Origin of the sequence: Bradyrhizobium iriomotense, assembly GCF_030160715.1 — a bacterium.
Taxonomy (GTDB): Bacteria; Pseudomonadota; Alphaproteobacteria; order Rhizobiales; family Xanthobacteraceae; genus Bradyrhizobium; species Bradyrhizobium iriomotense.
On record NZ_BSOW01000007.1, the window covers coordinates 255,950 to 276,197 of the forward strand.

The following is a 20,248-nucleotide window of genomic DNA, read 5'->3' on the forward strand; positions in this document are numbered from 1 at the left end:
TCCTTTCAAGAGAGGCCGTCAGCGCCCACTTGCTTGAAGCCAACACCGGCAAAGGTTATGCTGCGCGCAGCGGCTGCAACCGCTTCACACATGGTCTGTCGTACTGGTCCGGGGTCGTTGGCTCCGCATGGGCGTTGGCGACCTCGGATTTCACTTGGTTGCGGCGAACTGTTCGAGGCTCTCGCGGGTGATGGTCGAGCGGCGGCCGACCTTTTTGCGGATCAGAAGTCCGCGCTGCACGAGATTGTGGATGTGGCGCTCGCTCACATTGCCCAGTTCGCGACGCGCCCGTTCGTAATCGACGAGCAACGGCAGGTCGCGATCAAGCGCGATGGATTTGGCCTTGCCCTTCTGCATGGTCCGGTCTCCCAACTGCATTCACCGGCAGCAGGTTGACTCGATGCGCACCGATGATCCAGCACACCGCCGTTTCAAGTCAAAATCGGCTTACATCGGCTTGCATCGGCTTGCGTTGGGCTTGCAGGCACGATGTCGTCGGGCTTGCAAGCGGCCATCGCGCAGGAGAACCGCAGCGGCGGCAAGCCGTTGGCGCTATTGCAGCCGCGCCACACGACAGTGCGTCGTAGCTGCTATTTATGCCGCAATCACGGTCAGCCTGCGCCCCTGTGCAGCGGTGAGATAGTCGGCCCAATCCTGCATCAAGGCGCGCCGCTTCTGTAGCAGCTGGCCCCGCGAATAGGCCGCCTTCAACTTGCCGCGCTGCTTGCCGTGCGACATGACGGCATTGATGATCTGGTCGTCGGCTGTCGAGCACTCGTCGGCCCACGTCTCGAATCCGGCTCTCGCGAGGCCGTGGCTGGTAGCGGCGACCTTCATGCGCTTGAGCACCGCGAGCATGGCGTTGTTGGAGAGCGGCTCGCCCTTCAAGTCGCCGGGAAACACGAGGCCCTTGCCGCCGGTCAGGCGGTGCATCTCGCGGAGGATATCGAGCGCCGCGTCGGAGAGCGGGATGACGAATTCGATGTCGTTGTTCTTGACGCGCGGGACGGTCCACAATTTTGCCGGCAGATCGATGTGGCTCCAGTCGAGCGGCGGGGTGTCGTCGCGGTCGTCGACGCCGCGTATCGACGAGGTCCGCACCACGGTGAGGATGGTGAAGCGCAGCGCCTTGGGCGCGACGCCGTCCTGTTGCTTCAGCCTCGCCATCAGGTCAGGCATCGCCGTGTAGGGCAGCGTCCTGTGGTGATTGACCTTGCGGCCGGACTGCGACGGCAGGACGTTTTCGAGGAAGCCCGCCCAGCGCGCCGGATTGTCGCCCGCGCGGTAGCCATGCGTGGTTGCCCAGCCGAGCACCTTCTCGATGCGCCCCCGAATGCGGCGGGCGGTTTCCGGCTTGGCGCTCCAGATCGGCAGCAGCACCGCCTTGACCTCGTCGAGGCCGATGTCGCGGACGTCGCGCGGGTGGAGGTGCCTGCAGTAGTCGTGCTCCGGCCCCACCAGCTCGCCGTTCTCGTCCTCGCCGAGCATGTGCTTGAACCACTGATTGCGGTGCACCGGGTTATGCCAGCTGCTCTTGTGATCGGCGGCATAGGCGCGGGCGGCCTCGCGGAAATTGATCGCTGAGATCGCAGCCTTGGCGGCCTTGGCGGCCTGCGGAGAGCGGCCGCCGCTCTTGATCAGGCCGCGCATGCGCTTGGCGTTGTCGCGGACCTCGTCGAGGCCGATGTCGCGCAGGCTGCCGAGCCCGGTGATGGTGTCGCGGCCAGCCTGCGTGCTGCGGTAAATCCAGTTCTTGGAGCCGCCGCGTTCGACCTGCAGATAGAGCCCGCCGCCGTCCGCGTAGCGGCCCGGCTTGATCAGCTTCGCGATCTTCGTTTCCGTCAGCTTGTGAATGCCGCGCGCCATGTTCTCCTGCCTTTCGGCGGTGGTGTTCTGGGGCTCCCCCCCCTGTGCCCACCCCCTGTGCCCAAAGCGGGGTAAGCATTTGCCGCATAAGGGGTTTTTCCCGTACCCCCCTGTGACCCCCCCCTGTTTTACCCAGCGGCTCACGTAGTTGGAGCTAACCCCTCGGAGGGTGGTTTTAGTTCGGCTGCCAAGATATAGGCACGATTGGTCTCACTGTCCACTTTACTGTACATTTCGGCGGGATTTCCTACTGGTGCAGGTCAGTGCATCGTGATGCAGGAAAAGCGGGTTAAGCCCCGAGAATATTGGGGCTATTCCGTTCAGATAAGTTCTGGTGGGTTCTGCTCGGTGCAGGGTACTGGCGGAGAGAGTGGGATTCGAACCCACGGTACGGTTTCCCGCACACACGCTTTCCAAGCGTGCGCCTTAAGCCACTCGGCCATCTCTCCGGAGCGCCTTCTCTTGAAGGGGCGCCGCTGATTTTGCAAGGGACTGCGAGCCGATCAGCTGAAATTTCCTTAAGCCATTGTATTTTAACAAGAATATATAGACGCTCAGAGCTTGAGCCGTACCACCCGGGGTGAACCGGCGGCGGCTCTGGCGCGACGATTCACCGAGCAGCGCTTCCGACAGATGAGAGGGGGACACCATGACCTGCTTTCGAGCCATCGCCGCCTTGGGCCTTGTATCGGTCGTCTCGGTGATTTCGGGCCAGGCGTCCGCGCAGATGTGCACGCGCCAGGGCGTCGAGGTCACCTGCGATGACGGCCGGCGCGGGGTGCTGGCGGGCGATGCCATCATCTGGCCGGACGGCACGCGCTCGAGCGCGTCGCCGCATCCAAGCGTGATCATCGGCAACAAATCGTCGGTGCATGTCGGCCAGGGCGTGTTCGTCGGCCAGGGCAACGGCATGGTGCCGATGGATGATCCCAACGCACCGAACAAGCGGCGCTGCGCTGTGCTCGACGGCGTGTCGTATTGTTATTGAGGTGTCTCTCCTTCCCTTCTCACCTTGTGGGAGAAGGTGGCGCGAAGCGCCGGATGAGGGGTTCTCTCCGCGAATTCAACTGCAAGAGATTCATTCGCGGAGAGAACCCCTCACCCGTCTCGCCGCTACGCGGCGATCCACCCTCTCCCACAAGGGGAGAGGGCGATCGAGCGCGGAGCAAGCTTCCTGGATTCTACATCAACCTCACGCCCGAGATCGCCGACTTCAGCCAGCGTAGCGCCTGCGGCGGTTGCGCGGCCAGTGGCACCACGGCAGGTTTCTCGATCCGGCTCTTCTCGAGCTCCGCGACGAAGTCGGCGGACCATTGCTGGATGGTGTGCCCGCGCAGCTTCTTCATCATCGCCTCCCAGCGCATCTTGCGCTCGGTGAGCGGCATCGAGGCTGCGATCGAGATCGCGCGCGCCATGCCGTCGACGTCGTGCGGATTGACCAGCAGCGCAGTATCGAGCTCGTTGGCCGCGCCCGCGAATTTCGACAGCACGAGCACGCCGGGATCGGCCGGGTTTTGCGCGGCGACGTATTCCTTGGCGACGAGGTTCATGCCGTCATGGAGCGGCGTCACCACGCCGACCTGCGCGGTGCGGTAGAGGCCCGCAAGCACTGCCTGGCTAAAACCCTTGTTGAGGTAGCGGATCGGCGTCCAGTCGACCTCGCCATGGCGGCCGTTGACGTCGGTGACGAGGCGCGCGACCTCGTTCTGGAGATTGCCATAGGCTTCGATGCCGCCGCGCGAGGGGTTTGCGATCTGAAGCAGCGAGATGCTGCGCAAGAACTGCGGCTGTTCGGTCCACAGGCGATCGAACGCGCTGATGCGATTGACGAGGCCCTTGGAATAATCGAGCCGGTCGACGCCGATCGCGAGCTTCTCGCCGTTGAGGCTGCGGCGCAGCCGCGACACGTCGGGATGCGAGACCGACTTCGCGGCATACTGCGCAAATTTTTCCGCATCGATGCCGATTGGAAACACCTGGCATCGCGTGCGTCCGTGCTTCGAGATGACGATGCCGTCCACGATCGTCAGTCCGAGTTCCTGACCGACATAGCTGAGGAAATTGCGGCAGTCCTCCTCGGTCTGGAAGCCGATGAGATCATAGCCGAGCATCGCCTCGATCAGCTCGCGATGATGCGGCACGCCCTGGATCACCGCCGGCACCGGCCACGGCGTATGCAGGAAGAAGCCGATCGGGTCTTCGACGTTGAGATCGCGCAGCTCCGCGCCGAGCGCAAGGAAATGATAATCCTGCACCCAGAAGGCGGTCCGCTCTTTGCGGAAACGCAGCAGCGCGCGCGCCATGAAGGCGTTGACCTCGCGATAGCTGAGGTAGTCGCCTTGCGAGACGCGAATGAGATCGCTGCGCGAATGCAGCGCCGGCCACAGCGCCGAATTGGCAAAACCTTCGTAATAGCCGCCGTAATGCGCCGCCGGCAGATCCAGCGTCGCCAGCGCACCGGTGCCGAGTGCTTCGATCTCGGCGAAGGGTTCCTTCTGGTGGCCATCGCGCACCCGGCCCGAGGAACCCACCCAGATCGCTCCCGAATGTTCCACCACGGGAAGCAAAGCGGCAGCGAGACCGCCCGTCATGGGTTCGTTGGCTTTCCCGCGCGCGACGCGGTTCGATATGACGACGAGATTCACAGGGTCGTCCCCTCCTGTTATTCCGCCTCGTTTAACTGGCGTTCATCAATATGGTTCCTGTTCATGGTTTCAACCAATTGAAACCAAAATCAGGCGCGCGCGCTGGAACCTTCATTTGTCCTCTGAAACGAAAATTCGATGCAAAGACAGTTTTTGGCGTTCCCTGTTGCGCGGCAAGAAACATGCGCGCGCCGCGGGGTTCCGAGGCCTTTATGGCTCTCGCGTGGCGCTGCCTTGCTTTTACCTTGTATCGCCGTCGAGCAGATGGGCGAGGAACTCACGCACATCACTGGGTGAGTCGAAATGACCATTCACGCCGCGCGCGCGACGTCCCACCGAGAATGCAAGTCCATTCATGTCGGGCATGATCGCGAACACGGTTTCATCGGTGACATCGTCGCCGATGAACAGCGGACGGCGGCCCCTGAACGGCTCATGCGTCATCAACTCGCGCACGCCGCTCGCCTTGGTGAAGCCGGAATGCTTGATCTCGCAGACGAACTTGCCGGGCAGCACTTCGATCGGCGCGTTCGGCAGATCGGCGCGGATCAGCGACACCGCCGCATAGATCGCCTTCTCCGCATGCGGGGCGAGACGATAATGCAGCGCGAGCGAGTAGCCCTTGTCCTCGAGCAGAATGCCGGGTGAGAGCTTTGCGATCGCGGCGAGGCGCCGCTTCAATTCCTTGTCCATCGGCGGGGCATGGCTCGCGACCGCCTCGGCATCGGCGTCGAGGCGCATCTCCGCACCGTGACCGCCGACGGCGGGAAATTGATCCGGCGCGAAGATCAGATCGATGTCGTTGAGCGAGCGTCCGCTGACCAGCGCGAGCGCGCCGGAGGTCCGTTCGACCAAGCCATTGAGCGTCTTCGAGAGGCCTGGCGGCACCCAGACCTCGCGCGGCGTCGGCATCAGTTCGAGCAGCGTGCCGTCGATGTCGAGCAGAATCGCCGTCTCGCTGAGATGCGGCACCAGGGCCTGCGGCACCGGCACTGTCTCCGGCGTCTCGTCATCTTCCATGGTTCGTATGTCCATCACTTCCGAATTCATAGTCTACTCCATATAGGCAAGCGGCCGCGCGATTTGTTCGAGCGGCTTGCGCTCGGCGGCAACGGCATAGCGCCACGCCACGATTGCGGCCGCGATCATCAGCGCCGATCCCAGAAGGTAGCCTGCGAACACGCTGGTGCGGGAGCCGGTATCGATCAACGCACCGAACAGCGCGGGACCCACGACCCCGCCAATGCCGGTGCCGATCGCATAGAACACCGCGATCGCGAGCGCGCGCACCTCCAGCGGAAAGGTTTCGCTGACGGTGAGATAGGCGGCGCTCGCAGCCGGCGAAGCAAAGAAGAAGATCACCATCCAGGCGATCGTCTGTCCCTGCGCGCTCAGCGCGCCGATCGAGAAGAGATAACCCGAGACTGCAAGCAACACGCCTGACACGCCATAGGTCAGCACGATCATGGTACGGCGGCCGAGCGTATCGAAGAGGCGACCGAGCAATAACGGGCCGAGGAAATTGCCGGCGGCAAAGGGGAGGATGTACCAGCCGACGCCGTCGGCGCTGATGCCGTAGAAATCGGTCAGCACCAGCGCGAAGGTGAAGAAGATCGCGTTGTAGAAGAAGGCCTGCGCGCTCATCAGCACCAGTCCCACCAGCGCACGCTGGCGATAGACCGAGAACAGCGTATGCACGACCTCGCCGAGCGGCGTGTGGTCGCGCATTTTAAGGCGGATCTTCGCCGAAGCGGCCTCGCCCTGCTGGTGGCCGATCACGGACCGCTCGATGTCATCGACGATCGCGTGGGCCTCATCGGGGCGGCCATGGATCATCAGCCAGCGTGGGCTCTCCGGGATCCACATCCGCATGAACAGCACGACCAGACCGATCGTCGCACCGATCAGATAAGCGAGACGCCAGCCGAGATCGGGACCGATCACGGCAGGATCGAGCAGGATGATGGCGCTCACCGCGCCCATGGCGGCGCCGATCCAGAAGCTGCCGTTGATGACGAGATCGGTCCAGCCGCGGTAGCGCGCCGGCACCAATTCCTGGATGGTCGAGTTGATCGCGGTGTATTCGCCGCCGATGCCGGCGCCGGTGAGGAAACGAAACAGCGCGTAGCTCGCGATATTCCACGACAACGCGGTCGCGGCGGTCGCGGACAGGTAAACGGCCAGCGTGATGAAGAACAGCTTCTTGCGCCCGATGCGATCGGTCAACCAGCCGAAGCCGAGCGCGCCCAGCACCGCGCCGGCAAGATAGGCGGAGTTGGCGATGCCGAGATCGAAATTGGAGAAGCGCAGCACCGGGCTTTGCTTCAAGGCGCCGGAGAGCGCGCCGGCCAGCGTCACCTCCAGCCCGTCGAGAATCCAGGTGATGCCGAGCGCGAGCACGACGCGGGTGTGAAAGCCGCTCCAGGGCAGCGCGTCGAGGCGCGAGGGAATGCTGGTCTCGACGACGCGATCATGCGCTGCCGCCGAGACTGCAGAACCAAACTTCAGCGCTGGGGTTTGCTGCAAGTCCATCGCGCTATTGCTGGAGGTGCGGCCTGATTCAATCCGCGACCATCCGACAACGTTTACGGCGAAGTCAGGTTCCAGGAGGAACCGCCTCGTAGCGCAGCAGTTTTCAGAGGAGCTGCAAGGAGTTAACGCATGGCTCAAGTCAGAAAGTCGACACATTCGCGCAAAACCGCAAAGCGCAAGGCGGCGCATCGAACATCAAGCCGTACGCGGCGCCATCCCGGCTCGCGCAAGACATCCGCGCGCAAGATATCGAAACGTGCAGCGCCCGAGCGCTGGTCGCAGCGGGTGACGAAGGAGAGCGACGCGCTCGATCTCAAGCGCGGCGTGTTCAAGCAGACCAGCCCGAAGAGGATCGCGGCGTCCCTGAAGCGCTCGGCCGAGCACTCGAGGCGCCGCAAGTCCGGCGCCTATCGATCGGCGCTATCGATGCTGACCTTCTACATCAACCGCGCCGGCAAGACCCTGCCGAAGACGCAGCGCACGCGGCTCGAGCGCGCGAAGGTGGAATTGAAGCGGGCGTTCGGGAGGGAGTGAGCGCTGCGGCGTGAATAAATTCAGACAGCCCGCACACTCAGTTCGTCATCCCGGACAAGCGAACTTCACTCCGCTGTCGTCCCGGCGAAGGCCGGGACCCATAACCACAGGAAGTGGTTTGGCGAAGACTAGTGGTTGCCAGTTCGCGCCGCAACTTCTCCCTGGGGATATCGCGACGAGCGCAAGCGCTCGCGCGGGGGTCCCGGCCTTCGCCAGGACGACACCGGAAGATGAGGCGACAGACGGGCCTACTTACGCCGCCCTGATGTTCGCCATGAAGCGGTCGAGCTCGGCGCGCAGGCGGGTGCTTTCGCTGGAGAGCGTCTTGGCCGAGTTCAGCACCTCTTCCGAGGCCGAGCCGGTCTCGGCGGCGCCGCGGTTGACCTGGCCGATATCGGTGGCCGCCGTCTGCGTGCCCTGTGCAACGTTCTGCACGCTGCGGGCGATCTCCTGCGTGGCGGCGCCCTGCTCTTCCACGGCGCTCGCAATCGAGGTCGCGATCGTCGAGATCTGGCCGATGGTGGCGCCGATCTCCTTGATCGCCGCGACCGACTCCGCGGTCGCGCCCTGCATGCCCGTGATATGCGAGGAGATCTCGTCGGTCGCCTTCGCGGTCTGGTTTGCCAGCGACTTCACTTCGCTGGCCACCACCGCAAAGCCGCGGCCGGCTTCGCCGGCGCGGGCCGCCTCGATGGTGGCGTTCAGCGCCAAAAGGTTGGTCTGCTCGGCGATCGCCGTGATCAGCTTGACGACCTCACCGATCTGCTGGGCCGCATGCGAGAGTTTTCCAATGCGGCCGTCGGTCTCCTTGGCCTGCACGACGGCGGCCTCCGCAATGCGGCTGGAATCGCGGACCTGGCGGCCGATCTCCTCGACCGAGGCCGAGAGCTCTTCGGTCGCGGTGGCGACCGACTGCATGTTGGAGGAGGCCTGCTCGGACACGCCCGCGACCTGGCTCGACAGGCTCTGTGTGGTCTCGGCCGTGCGGGTCAGCGTAGAGGCAGCCGATTCGAGCTGCACGGCGGACCCCGAGACGTTGGAGACGATGGCGCCGACCGCGGTCTCGAAATCATCGGCAAAGCGGATCAGCTCGGCGCGGCGGGCCGCGGCCGTCTCCCTGTTCTGGGCTTCGCTGGTTGCCGCATCGCGCTCGGCTTTCGCCACCGCTTGCATCTTGAACTCTTCGACCGCACCGGCCATCTCGCCGATCTCGTCCTTGCGGCCAAGGCCCGGCAGCACGACCTCGAAATTGCCCGAGGCCAGCTCCCGCATCGCCTTGCACATCGCGATCATCGGCCGCGAGATGCCGTTGCCCAGCATCAGCGCCAGCACGGCGCCAACTGCGAGGCCGCCCAGCGCCAGCATCAGGATCAACCGCTCGGTCTCGCCGATCGCTGCATTGGCACTGGCCTCGATGCGCTGCTGGTCAGCGGTCAGGTCCGACCTCAGCTCGTTCGAGAGTTTCAGGATGGCACCGGCCGACCTGGTCATCTCACCGTTTAGCTTGGCAACCGCCTTCACGTTGTCGGACAATTTTGCGAAGGACGCGCGATACTGCTTCAGGAGATTGCCGATCTCGGTGACGCGGTCGGTGATCTTCTGATCGTTGGCATAGATCGAGACCAAAAGGGTCTCCAGGAATTTTACGCGCGCGGTAATGCCGTCGGCGGCCTTCATCTCGGGCTTGGCGATGAAGGCGCTGACCGAGGTGGAGACGGCGAGATATTGCGAGGTGATGTCCTTGGCCGTGGTCTGCACCGACGGCAGCCCCGCCAGCGCCGCGGTGTCGGCGAGATCGTCGAACTTGAAGCGGATCTTGTTGCCGACGACGTTGAGCTCCTCGCCGGCGATCCTGGTGTTCTCGCGCGTCACCGTGACGATGTCGGCGAAGATTTTTGCGAAGGCCTGGAATTCCTGTTGCAGCTTGCCGACCTGCTCGCGCCGCGCCGGCGCCGTGGTGGCGGCCATGGATTTCGCGATCGCCGATTTGAGATTCTCCTCGGCGGCCTTGGCCGCGGTCTCATCATCGGGTGCGCCGGTCAGCGTGTAGGCCCGCGCCAGCGCCTGGTAGGAGATCATGTCCCGGTCGACGCCCCGGGCGAGGTCCGCTTCCGACACGCTGGTCCGGTAGGACGTCACGGCGCCTGCGACCCGCTCGAAGCCGAGATAGGCAGCGGCCATGCTGACGGCCAGGATCACCAGCACCGCGGCAAAACCGAGGATGATCTTCGCGCGAAAGCGCAACGTCGGAACGATTGCGCGCTTTGCCCTCGTCGCTTGCTTCGACGCTTCCTCGGACGTGACGGTCATGCCCCACCCCATTTCACCTGCGGCCAGCCAGCCGCAATCCAGGAGCAGCCCGCTCCCTGACTCCCTGGTAAAATACGGCGGAAAGGATAAGCCGCGGTAAATTTGCGGCGGTGTGGAGGGGGCGCGTTCGAGAGGCATCCCCAGCTGTCGTCGCGGCGAAGGCCGGGACCTATAACCACAGGATTGGGTTTGGCGAAGACTCGTGGTTATCAGCCTCGCGCCGCCACTCCTCCCTGGGGATATCGCGACGAGCGCAAGCGCTCGCGCGGGGGTCCCGGCCTTCGCCAGGACGACACCGGAAGATGAGGCGACAGACGGGCCTACTTACGCCGCCCTGATGTTCGCCATGAAGCGGTCGAGCTCGGCGCGCAGGCGGGTGCTTTCGCTGGAGAGCGTCTTGGCCGAGTTCAGCACCTCTTCCGAGGCCGAGCCGGTCTCGGCGGCGCCGCGGTTGACCTGGCCGATATCGGTGGCCGCCGTCTGCGTGCCCTGTGCAACGTTCTGCACGCTGCGGGCGATCTCCTGCGTGGCGGCGCCCTGCTCTTCCACGGCGCTCGCAATCGAGGTCGCGATCGTCGAGATCTGGCCGATGGTGGCGCCGATCTCCTTGATCGCCGCGACCGACTCCGCGGTCGCGCCCTGCATGCCCGTGATATGCGAGGAGATCTCGTCGGTCGCCTTCGCGGTCTGGTTTGCCAGCGACTTCACTTCGCTGGCCACCACCGCAAAGCCGCGGCCGGCTTCGCCGGCGCGGGCCGCCTCGATGGTGGCGTTCAGCGCCAAAAGGTTGGTCTGCTCGGCGATCGCCGTGATCAGCTTGACGACCTCACCGATCTGCTGGGCCGCATGCGAGAGTTTTCCAATGCGGCCGTCGGTCTCCTTGGCCTGCACGACGGCGGCCTCCGCAATGCGGCTGGAATCGCGGACCTGGCGGCCGATCTCCTCGACCGAGGCCGAGAGCTCTTCGGTCGCGGTGGCGACCGACTGCATGTTGGAGGAGGCCTGCTCGGACACGCCCGCGACCTGGCTCGACAGGCTCTGTGTGGTCTCGGCCGTGCGGGTCAGCGTAGAGGCAGCCGATTCGAGCTGCACGGCGGACCCCGAGACGTTGGAGACGATGGCGCCGACCGCGGTCTCGAAATCATCGGCAAAGCGGATCAGCTCGGCGCGGCGGGCCGCGGCCGTCTCCCTGTTCTGGGCTTCGCTGCTCGCCGCATCGCGCTCGGCTTTCGCCACCGCTTGCATCTTGAACTCTTCGACCGCGCCGGCCATCTCGCCGATCTCGTCCTTGCGGCCAAGGCCCGGCAGCACGACCTCGAAATTGCCCGAGGCCAGCTCCCGCATCGCCTTGCACATCGCGATCATCGGCCGCGAGATGCCGGTACCGAGCAGGAATGCGAGGATGGCACCGAGCAGCGTGCCACCGGCAGCCAGCGTCAGGATCAGATGCTCCGTCTGGTCGATGCTGGCCTCGGATTCCGTTTCCAGCCGCTGCTGCTCGGACACCAGATCGGCCTTCATCGCGGTCGCGCCCTGCATGATGGCGCCCGCCGAGCCGCTCATCTCGGTGACGAGGTCGTCGATCATCTTGGCATTGGCGACGAGCTTCTCCAGCGCCTCGCGGTAGGCCACAAGCAGGCCCTTGGCGTCCTTGAGCCCGACGACGATCTTGTCATCCATCGAATAGATGGCATTGAGCGAATTCTCGACGAATTTCAGCCGCGCCAGCGCGCTTGCGGCAAGCGCCTGGTCGGAATTGAGAACGAAGTTGGTCGCCGCCGCGCTCGCGGTCTGGAACTGGGCATTGACCTGCTTGGTGCCGAACTCGATCGCCTGCGCCTCGGCATCGGAGGCGTTGTTGCCGATGTCGTCGAGCTTGTACTTCAGGAGATTGGCGTTGCGCTGAAGCTGGTTCTGCACCAGGAGCGCGCTGTCGCGCTTGGCTTGCAGGATCCTGGCAAAGGTCGCTGAGAAGTTCGAAAACTCCTTGGCGAGCTTGTTGAGGCTTTCCCGCCGCGCCGGCTTCCTGGTGCCCTTGATGGCCTGGTCGATGGCGCTCTTCAGGCCGGCTTCGGCCTCCAGCGCCACCTTGGCGTCATCCTCCTTGCCGGTGACGACGAAATAGCGGGCGGCCGAACGATAGGCGAGCAGCTCGCGATCGATCGTGCGGGCGAGGTCAGCCTCGGAGACGCTGGCGCGGTAGGAGCCGACGCCGGACGACACCCGCTCAAAGCCGAAATAGGCAAAGGCCATGCTGACGGCCGAGATCACGAGCACGGCTGCAAAGCCGAGAATGATCTTGGCGCGGAACCTAAGGGTCGGAAAAAATGTGCGCTTCGACGTCGACGCGGTACGCCCGGTCATTCCAACCCCCACACTTTGTTCTTGCAACGATCGTGCGGCCCGGAAGCAGCCCCTCCCGAACCGGTGCGGAAAATTAAGGCAGAAACGTCAAGGGGCGGTAAATTCGTCCGGCCTGCATCCTGTCCCCCGCCTGCGTGGCGCCGTGTTGCGACTAACCGGGAAACGCCTTACTCTTGGGGCACTTGTCGGACACTTGTCAGGCTCATGGCGTCAGACCGGGCCGGTCCTCGAGGGGAGAAACGGAGTGGGGCAAACCGACTTTCGGTTTGGCGGTGCGTCTGGCGTTGCCGTTGCCAAGTCGAAGGCTGCCAGCGTCGATGAAGCCGTGGCCGATCTTGTGGCCCAGCTCCCATCCGACGAGCTGGCGCTGATCCTGGTCTTCCTCTCCCCCGCTTACGATCCCCATCACTTCATCGCCGAGATCACCCGGCATTTCGATGAGACCCAGGTCTGCGGTTGCACGACCGCGGGCGAGCTTGCGCCGGACGGCTGGGACGAGAACAGCGTCGTGGCGCTGGCGTTCAGCCGCGCCGACTTCTCGGCGGTGATCCGGCCGATTCTCAATCTCGACAGTTTTCGCGTCGAGGACGGCCGCCGGATCGGCGGCGAGTTGCGGCACGAGCTGCTGCGGGTCACCCCGCAGGTCGACCGCGGCAATCCGTTCGGCCTGGTCTTGATCGACGGCCTGTGCCGCCGCGAGGAAGCGGTGATGTCCGCCATCTATGCCTCGCTCGACGACATTCCGGTCGTCGGCGGATCGGCGGGCGACGGGATGCGCTTCGAGAAGACCTTTGTGTTCTTCGACGGCCAGGCCCACACCAACGCCGCCCTCTTGATCCTCCTGAACACGTCGCTGCCGTTCCGGGTCTTCAAGTGCGACAATTTCGAGCCGCAGCCGCAGAAGATGGTGGTCACCGAGGCCGACATCGAGAATCGAACGGTCAGGGAGCTGAACGCGGAGCCTGCGGCGAAGGAATATTCGCGCATGGTCGGGATCATGGACGCCAAGCTCGACCCGTTCTCCTTTGCGTCCCACCCCGTGCTGGTGCGCGTCGGCGGCTCCTATTACGCGCGGTCGATCCAGCGCGTCGAACCGGACGGCTCCTTGCATTTCTTCTGCGCCATCGACGAGGGCATGGTGCTGACGGCGGCGACGTCGCGAAGCCTGGTCGGCACGACACGCGATACGTTTGCCGACATTCGCGATGAGATCGGCGACGTGTCGCTCTTCATCGGCTTCGAATGCCTGCTGCGCCGGCTCGACGCCGAGCAGCATCAGCTCGCTCGCGACATGTCCGAGCTGTACCGGCAGAATCGCGTCGTCGGCTTTCATACCTATGGCGAGCAGTTCGGCTCGATGCATGTGAACCAGACGTTCACCGGCGTCGCGATCGGCAGGCGGCCGGCGTGACGGACATGTTGCAAAGCCCTGATACGGTCGACGAGCTCCGGCGCGAGGCCGCGAAGCTGCGGAAGATCAATGCGGCGCTGATGTCCCGCGTCGAGCGGTCGATGGATCAGCAGCTCAATGCGTTCTCGCTGTTCGAGACGGCGATTGCGCTGGACCACCAGGTTCGCGACCGGACGCACCAGTTGCGCGAGGCCCTGCATTCGATCGAGCGCGCCAATGAGGGGCTCTACCGCGCCAAGCAGCAGGCCGAGGCTGCGAGCTCGCTGAAATCCTCGGTGCTGATCTCGGTCACCCACGATCTGTTGCAGCCGCTCAACGCGGCGCGCCTGACGCTGTCGGCGCTGACCGAGATGATGGAATCGCAGGAGGCGGGCCTGCTGATCGATCAGGTCGATCGCTCGCTGGTGACGCTGGAGGACCTGCTGCGCTCGCTGCTGGAGATCGCCAAGCTCGACGCCGGCGCGCTCAGGCCCGACGTGCGCCCGATTGCGCTGGCGCCGTTGTTCGAGCAGCTCCGCAACGAGTTCGAGCCGATCGCTGCGCGGCAAGGTCTGTCCTTGCGCATCCGCACCTCACCGCTCGCGGTAACGTCGGACGCGATGATGCTGCGGCGGATCCTGCAAAACCTGCTTGCCAATGCCATTCGCTACACCCGCAGCGGCGGCGTCATCATGGGATGCCGGCCGAGGGGCGAGCGCATCTGCGTCCAGGTCTCCGACACCGGGCCTGGAATCGCGCCGGCGCAGCAGGAAGCGATCTTCCGCGAATTCCAGCGCGGCGAGGCCAGCGCCACCGACCAGGCCGGTTTCGGCCTCGGCCTCTCGATCGTCCGCCGTTTCGCGACCGTGCTCGGACATGAGGTGCACCTGTCATCTCATGTCGGCAGGGGATCGACCTTCGCCCTGGAGCTGGAGCCGGCCGACCTCACTGAGGTCAGCGACGAGGTGCACGAGGTCAAGCTCGCCGAGCGGCACTATGGCGGGCTCGAAGGCGCCAAGATCCTCTTGATCGAGAACGATCCGAACGGCTCCGAGGCCATGGCCGCCCTGCTGGAAGGCTGGGGCTGCGACGTCGCGACCACGCGATCGGCCGCCGACGCCTTGCTGCGCCTCAGCGAGCTCGGCGGCGCCCCCGACGCCGTGATCGCCGATCTCCATCTCGACCACGGCGAGAGCGGCTTGTCGGCCGTCGCCGACATCCGCCAGCATCTGAAGCTGGACGTGCCCGCCATGATCATCACGGCCGACTATTCGGAGAAGGCCGCGAAGGAAGCCAGCCTCCACGGCCTCGAAGTGCTGAAGAAGCCGATCAAGCCCGCCGAGATGCGCGCTCTGCTGTCGTTCCTGCTGACCTAGGGGTGATGCGATTGCCGCGCCACGAAGGAGGTGCGCTCCCTCTCCCGCTTGCGGGAGAGGGTTGGGGAGAGGGTGCTTCCGCAATGGGACAGCCCCGATGAGGAGAGAGCCCTCACGCGGCGCTACGCCATAGCCGAGGCTTCGCCTCGGCGTCTCCTGAGGACGGCCGCCGAAGGCGGCCTACGCCTCTCCCGCAAGCGGGAGAGGTTACCGAGCCCGCGGGGGCAATCGATTCAACCAAAAGCCATTCGCTTGCGGCGAGGCTATCGCGCATGGCCCACACCAAAATATCGAAAACAACCCCATGCAAAGGAGTCGATGGTTTTAGGTCATCACGCCTTACGCATCATGAGAAGCCATTGATATATCGAGAAAATCAGCGAAATAACGCCATCATCGGAAATGCCAGAGCGAAACTCGTCAATTGCGCGCAGTAACACTCTCAAGGAGTGAGGAAAGGGAGAGCATCGAGCCGCAGCCCTGCTACTCGGACTGCGCGCGATCGTGCTTTGCCCTCGACCCTTCGCTCGCCAGCGTTGCGAAATCGATCCGGGACATTTCGACGATGGCCTTGGTGCGGCTCAGCACGTTGAGCTTGCGCAGGATGTCGGAGACGTGGACCTTCACCGTGGTCTCCGAAATCTTCAGCTCATAGGCGATCTGCTTGTTCTGCAAACCGCGCTTGAGCATTTCGAGCACGCGCAATTGCTGCGGTGTCAGGTCGTGCAGGCGCTTGATGAGATCCTGCGTCGGGCCTGTGGCGCGTTGCGGGCGGGTCGACCGGTAGGCGCCGGGAACGCAGACCGCGCCGCGCAGGACGTCACCGATCGACTGCGCGAGATCCTGCTTGGACGAGGATTTGAGGATGTAGCCGGCGACCCCGAGCGACAGCGCGCCGGAGATGATCTGCGGATCCTGATGCCCGGATACGATGACGACTGGAATTTTGGGAAACGCCTTGCGGATGCGGATGATGCCCGAAAGGCCAGTCGTGCCCGGCATCGACAGATCGAGGAGGATGAGATCGAGCCCTGACGTCGCCGACATCAGCTCGAGCGCGCCGTCGATCGAAATCGCCTGAAGGATCTCGGCGTCGGGCGCCACCATCTGCAGCGCGCCCTCGAGTGCCTCGCGAAACAATGGATGGTCTTCGACAATCAGAAATCGCATCACGCGTGAGCCATTCCCAAAGTGTTGACGGGGTCCAAATTGGATTGAGCATGCATCAGTCGGGACGAGCCGAGTTGACCCATGTCAAAAACGAAGGCGCGCGTCATTGCGGCCTGCCGCGATCGAGGCGCGCATAGGGCCGGCCCTTGGGATCGGGCAGGTCCATCTTGCCGATCTCGATGATCGCCTTGTTGCGGCTGAACAGGCCGAGCTTGCGCAGGATCTCGGTGATATGCGCCTTCACGGTGGACTCCGCGAGTTGCAGCTCCTGGGCGATCTGCCGGTTCGGATAGCCGCGGCGCAACAGGTCGAGCACACGAAGCTGCTGCGGCGTGAGCTCGCGCAGCTTGACCGCGAGCGCCTTGCTGGTGTCGGCCCGGCGCCGCTGCGGGGTTGCGACAAAATCCTTCGGCACCGACACCGATCCGCTCAGCACGCCTTCGATCGATTGCGCAAGCTCGCGCTTCGAGGTCGACTTCGGCAGATAGCCGGCGGCGCCCAGCGCCAGCGCCTCGCGGACGACGTGCTGATCCTCCTCGCTCGACACGATGGCGACGGGCAGGCGCGGATAGGTCTCGCGCAGGCGGAGAAATCCGGAGAAGCCGGTCGCATCCGGCAGCGACAGATCGAGCAGCGCGAGGTCGATCCCCTGTTCGGCCGACAGGACATGCAGGGCGTCCTCGATCGACATCGCCTCGAAGATCCGTGCCTCTGGCAATGCCAGCCGCACCGCATTGCCAAGCGCCTCGCGAAACAGCGGATGATCGTCGATGATCAGGAAGCTGGTCATGGCGCCTTCCCAACACTCCACCGCACGAGACTCCACCGCATGAGCGGAAGTGGCGCATCCATGCGGCGCCCGTCCGGCGCCGGGATGATGCCGGATGGACGCTAGCACATCCTCCCGATCGCGTCCGGTCAAGATCGTTCAGTCGTTCGATTCGGACTGAACCGTCAGCAGGAAGGAATAGATGTTGTCGAACTGGTCGTCGGTGAAGACTTCGTTCCAGGCCGGCATGCCCTTGGCAGGCCGTCCTTCATGCACGGTGGTCCAGTATTTCTCGCGCATCTCGTCGCCGTAGCGGTGACGCAGCAGCCGCAGGTCGATCTTCCGCTCGCTCTGGATCGCGTCGGGTCCGTGACAATGCGCACAGGTGCCGTTGAAGATCTCCTTGCCCGTGCCGACCGCCTCGGCGCTTGGCGCGGCCGCGTCGCCCTTGGTCTCGGTCGCCACCACATTGGCGACCTCAGTCACTTGGGCTCCGGTTTGGGCTCCGGTTTGGGCTCCGGCTTGAGCTCCGGTTCCCGTTCCCGTCGTTGTTCCCGCCGGCACCGCCGGGGACGCGCCGAAGCGAACGGGTTGGCCGGTCGGCAAGCCGTATTTCATCGCAAGGTCGGCGATCGTCTTGTGAAGCTGCGGCAGGATGGCATCGACGCGATCGCGCAGCTCCGTCGACGTTTTCGCAAAGCCTATGGCCGCATCCCATGACAGGCCTTCGCCTTCGGTGAGCTCGATCTGATAGCGATCCTTGTAGGTGGTCTTGTTCAGCCAGCCGGCGACGGGTCCCCAGATGAAGGCGACGTCGGCCTTGCCCTGGTCGAGCACCTGCATGCCTTCCTCGGGCGACAGCACGGTGACCTTCTGGATGTCGTCACGGCTCGCGAGCAGGTTTTGCGGCGTGCTGGCGAACTGCACGGCAACGCGCTTGCCCTTGAGGCCATCGACGCCGCCGATCGCCCGTCCCTTCGCCGCCACCAGGGCGTAGCCTTCCTTCGCGAAGCTGTTGGAGAAGATCACGGCCGGTCCCATGAAATCCTCGGAGCGCGGCAGGCCGATCATCGCATCGCATTGCTTGCCCAGCAGCGTGACGCGCACGGTGCGCTTGCCGAAATAGGATTTGTACCAGTCATACGCGATCGGCTGTCCCAGCGCCTGCGCCAGGGCTTGCCCGATCTCGACGTAGAAGCCCGGCTGCGACGGACTATCGCTCGAGAACGGCAGATTGGTCGGATCGGCGCAGAGACGGAACGGCTGCGCCTCGTCCGCCTGAGTCGTCGTGACCGGTGCGGTCATCGCGGATGCGGCCGCCCATGCGACGAGCCCGGCAACGGTGCGATTTCGGCGCTTGCCACTTCCAAGATGATTCCGGCGCATCCTCATCTCCGTAGTTGGGAATTGTTGGACCAGATGCTGCGGCACGGGGCATCAGCCGATGCCGCAACGATCGTCTGGAAAAAGCGCGCGCGTACCTCGTCACCTCTGAGATACGCGCGCGAGTGGTCACTGGACGGAGAACACGAAGAGCGAACCGCCCTCGGGAGCTGCGGCCGTCATCTTCTTGCCTACCTCGCCCAGGAACGCAGGCAGCGAAGCCGTGCGGCCGACGACGATGGCGACGTATTGCTTGCCGTCGACCTGGTAGGTCACCGGACCCGCGCCGATGCCGGAGCCGAGGTTCTTGCTCCACAGCACCTTGCCGGACTTCGCATCGATGGCGCGGAAGTCGCCATGGATGTTGCCGGCAAACACGAGGCCGCCGCCGGTGGTCAGCGTGCCGCCGTTGAACGGCAGGTCTTCCTTGATCGACCAGACCTTCTTCTGGGCGACCGGATCCCAGGCCACGAGCTCGCCGAGGAAGCCGCCGGGGCCTTCCTTGGTCGGGAATTCGGCGCCGAGATAGAACACGCCACGCTTGTAGGTGACGTCGCCGACCGACCAGTCCATGCAGACGTTGTTGGACGGGATGTAGACGAGGCCTGTCTCCGGGTTGAACGACATCGGCTGCCAGTTCTTGCCGCCGATCAGGTTCGGGCAGATGTCCTTGGCGGGATGGCCCGGCCCCGGACGCTTGTCGGGATCCTCGACCGCACGCATCGTGGCGATGTCCCACTTCTGCGCCCAGTTGGAGAAGACGTATTTCTCCGCCGACAGCACCTTGCCGGTCTCGCGGTTGGCGACGAAGAAGAAGCCGTTGCGATCCGCCTTCAGCAGCGTCGGAACAGTCGTGCCGCCGATATTGAGATCGGCGAGCACGGCCTCGTTGACGCCATCATAGTCCCAGGCATCGGCCGGCGTGGTCTGGATGTGCCACTTGATCTTGCCGGTGTTGGGATCGAGCGCCAGCGTGGAAGCCGTGTACAGATTGGTCAGCTTGCCGAAATTGCCGTCGCCGGTCGAGCGCACCGCGGTGTTCCACGGACCGGGATTGCTGGTGCCCCAATAGACGGTGTCCGTCTTCGGATCATAGGAGCCGACCAGCCAGGCCGCGCCGCCGCCATGCTGGGCAGTATCGCCCTTCCAGCTGTCGCCGCCGGGCTCATCCGGATTGGGAACGGTGTAGGTCTGCCACACCTGCTTGCCCGTGTTGATGTCGAAGGCCAGCAGCGCGCCGCGCGCGCCGTACTCGCCGCCGCCGAAGCCGGTGATGACCTTGTCGCGCACGACGACCGGCGGCGAGGTGATGACCGAGCCCTGCTTGTAGTCGACCACCTTCGCCGTCCACAGCGACTTGCCGGTGGCCGCATCGAGTGCCGTCAGCTTGCCGTCGAGGCGGCCGACGAAGATCTTGCCGTCGGCGTAGGTGACGCCGCGATTGTTCACGTCGCAGCAGGCGTATTGCAGCACGTCATCGGGAATGTCCGGCTCGTAGGTCCATTTGCGCGCGCCGGTCGCAGCATCGAGCGCGTAGACGTATTTCGGGCCCCAGGAGCTCGAGACGTAGAGCGTGTTGCCGATGACGATCGGCGAGGATTCGTTCGAGCGCAGCGACGCCAGCGAGAACGAATAGGCGAGCGTCAGCTTGCCGGCGTTCTCGCTGTTGATCTGCTTGAGCGGGCTGAAGCGCGTATTGCCGTAGTCGTGGCCGGCAACGGCCCACTGGTTCTGGTCGGATTGCGCCTTGAGCACCGAGTCGTTGGCGCGTGCGCCGGACGTGCCGGCGGCCAGCATCGCAATCATCGAAATGCCAGCCAAAAAGCCCTTCGTTCCAAAGGTCATGTATTCCCTCCGCGGTGTTGTTGTGCACGCCATGTTGGGCGCCTGAGCGCGCTGCGCTCCTGAT

The 20,248-nt window shown here is 64.4% G+C and carries 15 protein-coding genes and 1 tRNA gene; 4 read left to right on the forward strand and 12 right to left on the reverse strand.

All coding sequences use genetic code 11. The features are described from left to right. Positions 1-150: 150 nt before the first annotated feature. The 3 genes from QQL28_RS12855 to QQL28_RS12865 form a co-directional block, all read right to left on the reverse strand. Positions 151-357, reverse strand: a complete 207-nt coding sequence (locus QQL28_RS12855; RefSeq protein ID WP_284265521.1) for a hypothetical protein — start codon at positions 355-357, stop codon at positions 151-153. 237 nt (positions 358-594) lie between these two features. Continuing rightward, a complete protein-coding gene (locus QQL28_RS12860) occupies positions 595-1,866 on the reverse strand; it encodes a tyrosine-type recombinase/integrase (RefSeq protein WP_284265523.1) in 1,272 nt (423 codons plus the stop codon). A gap of 359 nt (positions 1,867-2,225) precedes the next feature. After that, positions 2,226-2,315, reverse strand: a tRNA-Ser gene (locus tag QQL28_RS12865). Between the two features lie 200 nt (positions 2,316-2,515). On the opposite strand from QQL28_RS12865, the gene QQL28_RS12870 reads away from it, so the two are divergent. Further along, positions 2,516-2,854: a hypothetical protein gene (locus QQL28_RS12870; RefSeq protein WP_284265526.1), complete on the forward strand. Its 339-nt coding sequence runs from the start codon at positions 2,516-2,518 to the stop codon at positions 2,852-2,854. A gap of 193 nt (positions 2,855-3,047) precedes the next feature. On the opposite strand, the gene QQL28_RS12875 is transcribed toward QQL28_RS12870, so the two are convergent. The 3 genes from QQL28_RS12875 to QQL28_RS12885 all read right to left on the reverse strand — a co-directional run bounded on the left by QQL28_RS12875 (position 3,048) and on the right by QQL28_RS12885 (position 7,043). Further along, entirely contained in the window at positions 3,048-4,511 is a 1,464-nt protein-coding gene (locus QQL28_RS12875; protein WP_284265528.1) for a trehalose-6-phosphate synthase, read from the reverse strand. A gap of 240 nt (positions 4,512-4,751) precedes the next feature. Continuing rightward, the gene (gene otsB / locus QQL28_RS12880; protein WP_284265530.1) at positions 4,752-5,561 is read right to left on the reverse strand and encodes a trehalose-phosphatase; all 810 of its coding nucleotides are present in this window, start codon (positions 5,559-5,561) and stop codon (positions 4,752-4,754) included. A gap of 3 nt (positions 5,562-5,564) precedes the next feature. Then, on the reverse strand, positions 5,565-7,043 hold the full coding sequence (locus QQL28_RS12885) for an MFS transporter (RefSeq protein WP_284265532.1): 1,479 nt from the start codon (positions 7,041-7,043) through the stop codon (positions 5,565-5,567). 129 nt (positions 7,044-7,172) lie between these two features. On the opposite strand from QQL28_RS12885, the gene QQL28_RS12890 reads away from it, so the two are divergent. Continuing rightward, positions 7,173-7,577 (forward strand): DUF3175 domain-containing protein, encoded by a 405-nt coding sequence (locus tag QQL28_RS12890; protein WP_284265534.1) that lies wholly within the window; start codon positions 7,173-7,175, stop codon positions 7,575-7,577. A 252-nt stretch (positions 7,578-7,829) separates the two neighbouring features. On the opposite strand, the gene QQL28_RS12895 is transcribed toward QQL28_RS12890, so the two are convergent. Together QQL28_RS12895 and QQL28_RS12900 are read right to left on the reverse strand one after the other, a co-directional pair. Continuing rightward, the gene (locus QQL28_RS12895) at positions 7,830-9,887 is read right to left on the reverse strand and encodes a methyl-accepting chemotaxis protein (RefSeq protein WP_284265536.1); all 2,058 of its coding nucleotides are present in this window, start codon (positions 9,885-9,887) and stop codon (positions 7,830-7,832) included. A gap of 324 nt (positions 9,888-10,211) precedes the next feature. Next, on the reverse strand, positions 10,212-12,251 hold the full coding sequence (locus QQL28_RS12900; protein WP_284265538.1) for a methyl-accepting chemotaxis protein: 2,040 nt from the start codon (positions 12,249-12,251) through the stop codon (positions 10,212-10,214). A 244-nt stretch (positions 12,252-12,495) separates the two neighbouring features. Here QQL28_RS12900 and QQL28_RS12905 point away from each other — a divergent pair, with 244 nt between their 5' ends. Next, complete coding sequence (locus QQL28_RS12905) at positions 12,496-13,662, forward strand: FIST N-terminal domain-containing protein (protein ID WP_284265540.1); 1,167 nt, start codon at positions 12,496-12,498, stop codon at positions 13,660-13,662. 5 nt (positions 13,663-13,667) lie between these two features. Then, the gene (locus QQL28_RS12910) at positions 13,668-15,017 is read left to right on the forward strand and encodes a hybrid sensor histidine kinase/response regulator (RefSeq protein WP_284265604.1); all 1,350 of its coding nucleotides are present in this window, start codon (positions 13,668-13,670) and stop codon (positions 15,015-15,017) included. Between the two features lie 483 nt (positions 15,018-15,500). Here QQL28_RS12910 and QQL28_RS12915 read toward each other — a convergent pair whose 3' ends face one another. The 4 genes from QQL28_RS12915 to QQL28_RS12930 form a co-directional block, all read right to left on the reverse strand. After that, positions 15,501-16,187 carry a response regulator gene (locus QQL28_RS12915; RefSeq protein ID WP_284265542.1) on the reverse strand — a complete coding sequence of 229 codons (687 nt, stop codon included), beginning with the start codon at positions 16,185-16,187 and terminating at the stop codon, positions 15,501-15,503. A gap of 103 nt (positions 16,188-16,290) precedes the next feature. After that, a complete protein-coding gene (locus QQL28_RS12920; protein ID WP_284265544.1) occupies positions 16,291-16,977 on the reverse strand; it encodes a response regulator in 687 nt (228 codons plus the stop codon). Between the two features lie 138 nt (positions 16,978-17,115). Next, positions 17,116-18,342 (reverse strand): c-type cytochrome, encoded by a 1,227-nt coding sequence (locus tag QQL28_RS12925; RefSeq protein ID WP_348522491.1) that lies wholly within the window; start codon positions 18,340-18,342, stop codon positions 17,116-17,118. 126 nt (positions 18,343-18,468) lie between these two features. Beyond that, complete coding sequence (locus QQL28_RS12930) at positions 18,469-20,184, reverse strand: PQQ-dependent dehydrogenase, methanol/ethanol family (protein WP_284265548.1); 1,716 nt, start codon at positions 20,182-20,184, stop codon at positions 18,469-18,471. Positions 20,185-20,248: the final 64 nt, after the last annotated feature.

What these genes read in the sequence shown, in the direction of transcription:
- QQL28_RS12920 (WP_284265544.1), bottom strand. Translation starts at nt 16,977, where the DNA reads ATGACCAGCTTCCTGATCATCGACGATCATCCGCTGTTTCGCGAGGCG.
- QQL28_RS12860 (WP_284265523.1), bottom strand. Translation starts at nt 1,866, where the DNA reads ATGGCGCGCGGCATTCACAAGCTGACGGAAACGAAGATCGCGAAGCTG.
- QQL28_RS12870 (WP_284265526.1), top strand. Translation starts at nt 2,516, where the DNA reads ATGACCTGCTTTCGAGCCATCGCCGCCTTGGGCCTTGTATCGGTCGTC.
- QQL28_RS12930 (WP_284265548.1), bottom strand. Translation starts at nt 20,184, where the DNA reads ATGACCTTTGGAACGAAGGGCTTTTTGGCTGGCATTTCGATGATTGCG.
- QQL28_RS12885 (WP_284265532.1), bottom strand. Translation starts at nt 7,043, where the DNA reads ATGGACTTGCAGCAAACCCCAGCGCTGAAGTTTGGTTCTGCAGTCTCG.
- QQL28_RS12895 (WP_284265536.1), bottom strand. Translation starts at nt 9,887, where the DNA reads ATGACCGTCACGTCCGAGGAAGCGTCGAAGCAAGCGACGAGGGCAAAG.
- QQL28_RS12915 (WP_284265542.1), bottom strand. Translation starts at nt 16,187, where the DNA reads ATGCGATTTCTGATTGTCGAAGACCATCCATTGTTTCGCGAGGCACTC.
- QQL28_RS12925 (WP_348522491.1), bottom strand. Translation starts at nt 18,342, where the DNA reads ATGCGCCGGAATCATCTTGGAAGTGGCAAGCGCCGAAATCGCACCGTT.
- QQL28_RS12855 (WP_284265521.1), bottom strand. Translation starts at nt 357, where the DNA reads ATGCAGAAGGGCAAGGCCAAATCCATCGCGCTTGATCGCGACCTGCCG.
- QQL28_RS12910 (WP_284265604.1), top strand. Translation starts at nt 13,668, where the DNA reads ATGTTGCAAAGCCCTGATACGGTCGACGAGCTCCGGCGCGAGGCCGCG.
- QQL28_RS12890 (WP_284265534.1), top strand. Translation starts at nt 7,173, where the DNA reads ATGGCTCAAGTCAGAAAGTCGACACATTCGCGCAAAACCGCAAAGCGC.
- otsB (WP_284265530.1), bottom strand. Translation starts at nt 5,561, where the DNA reads ATGAATTCGGAAGTGATGGACATACGAACCATGGAAGATGACGAGACG.
- QQL28_RS12900 (WP_284265538.1), bottom strand. Translation starts at nt 12,251, where the DNA reads ATGACCGGGCGTACCGCGTCGACGTCGAAGCGCACATTTTTTCCGACC.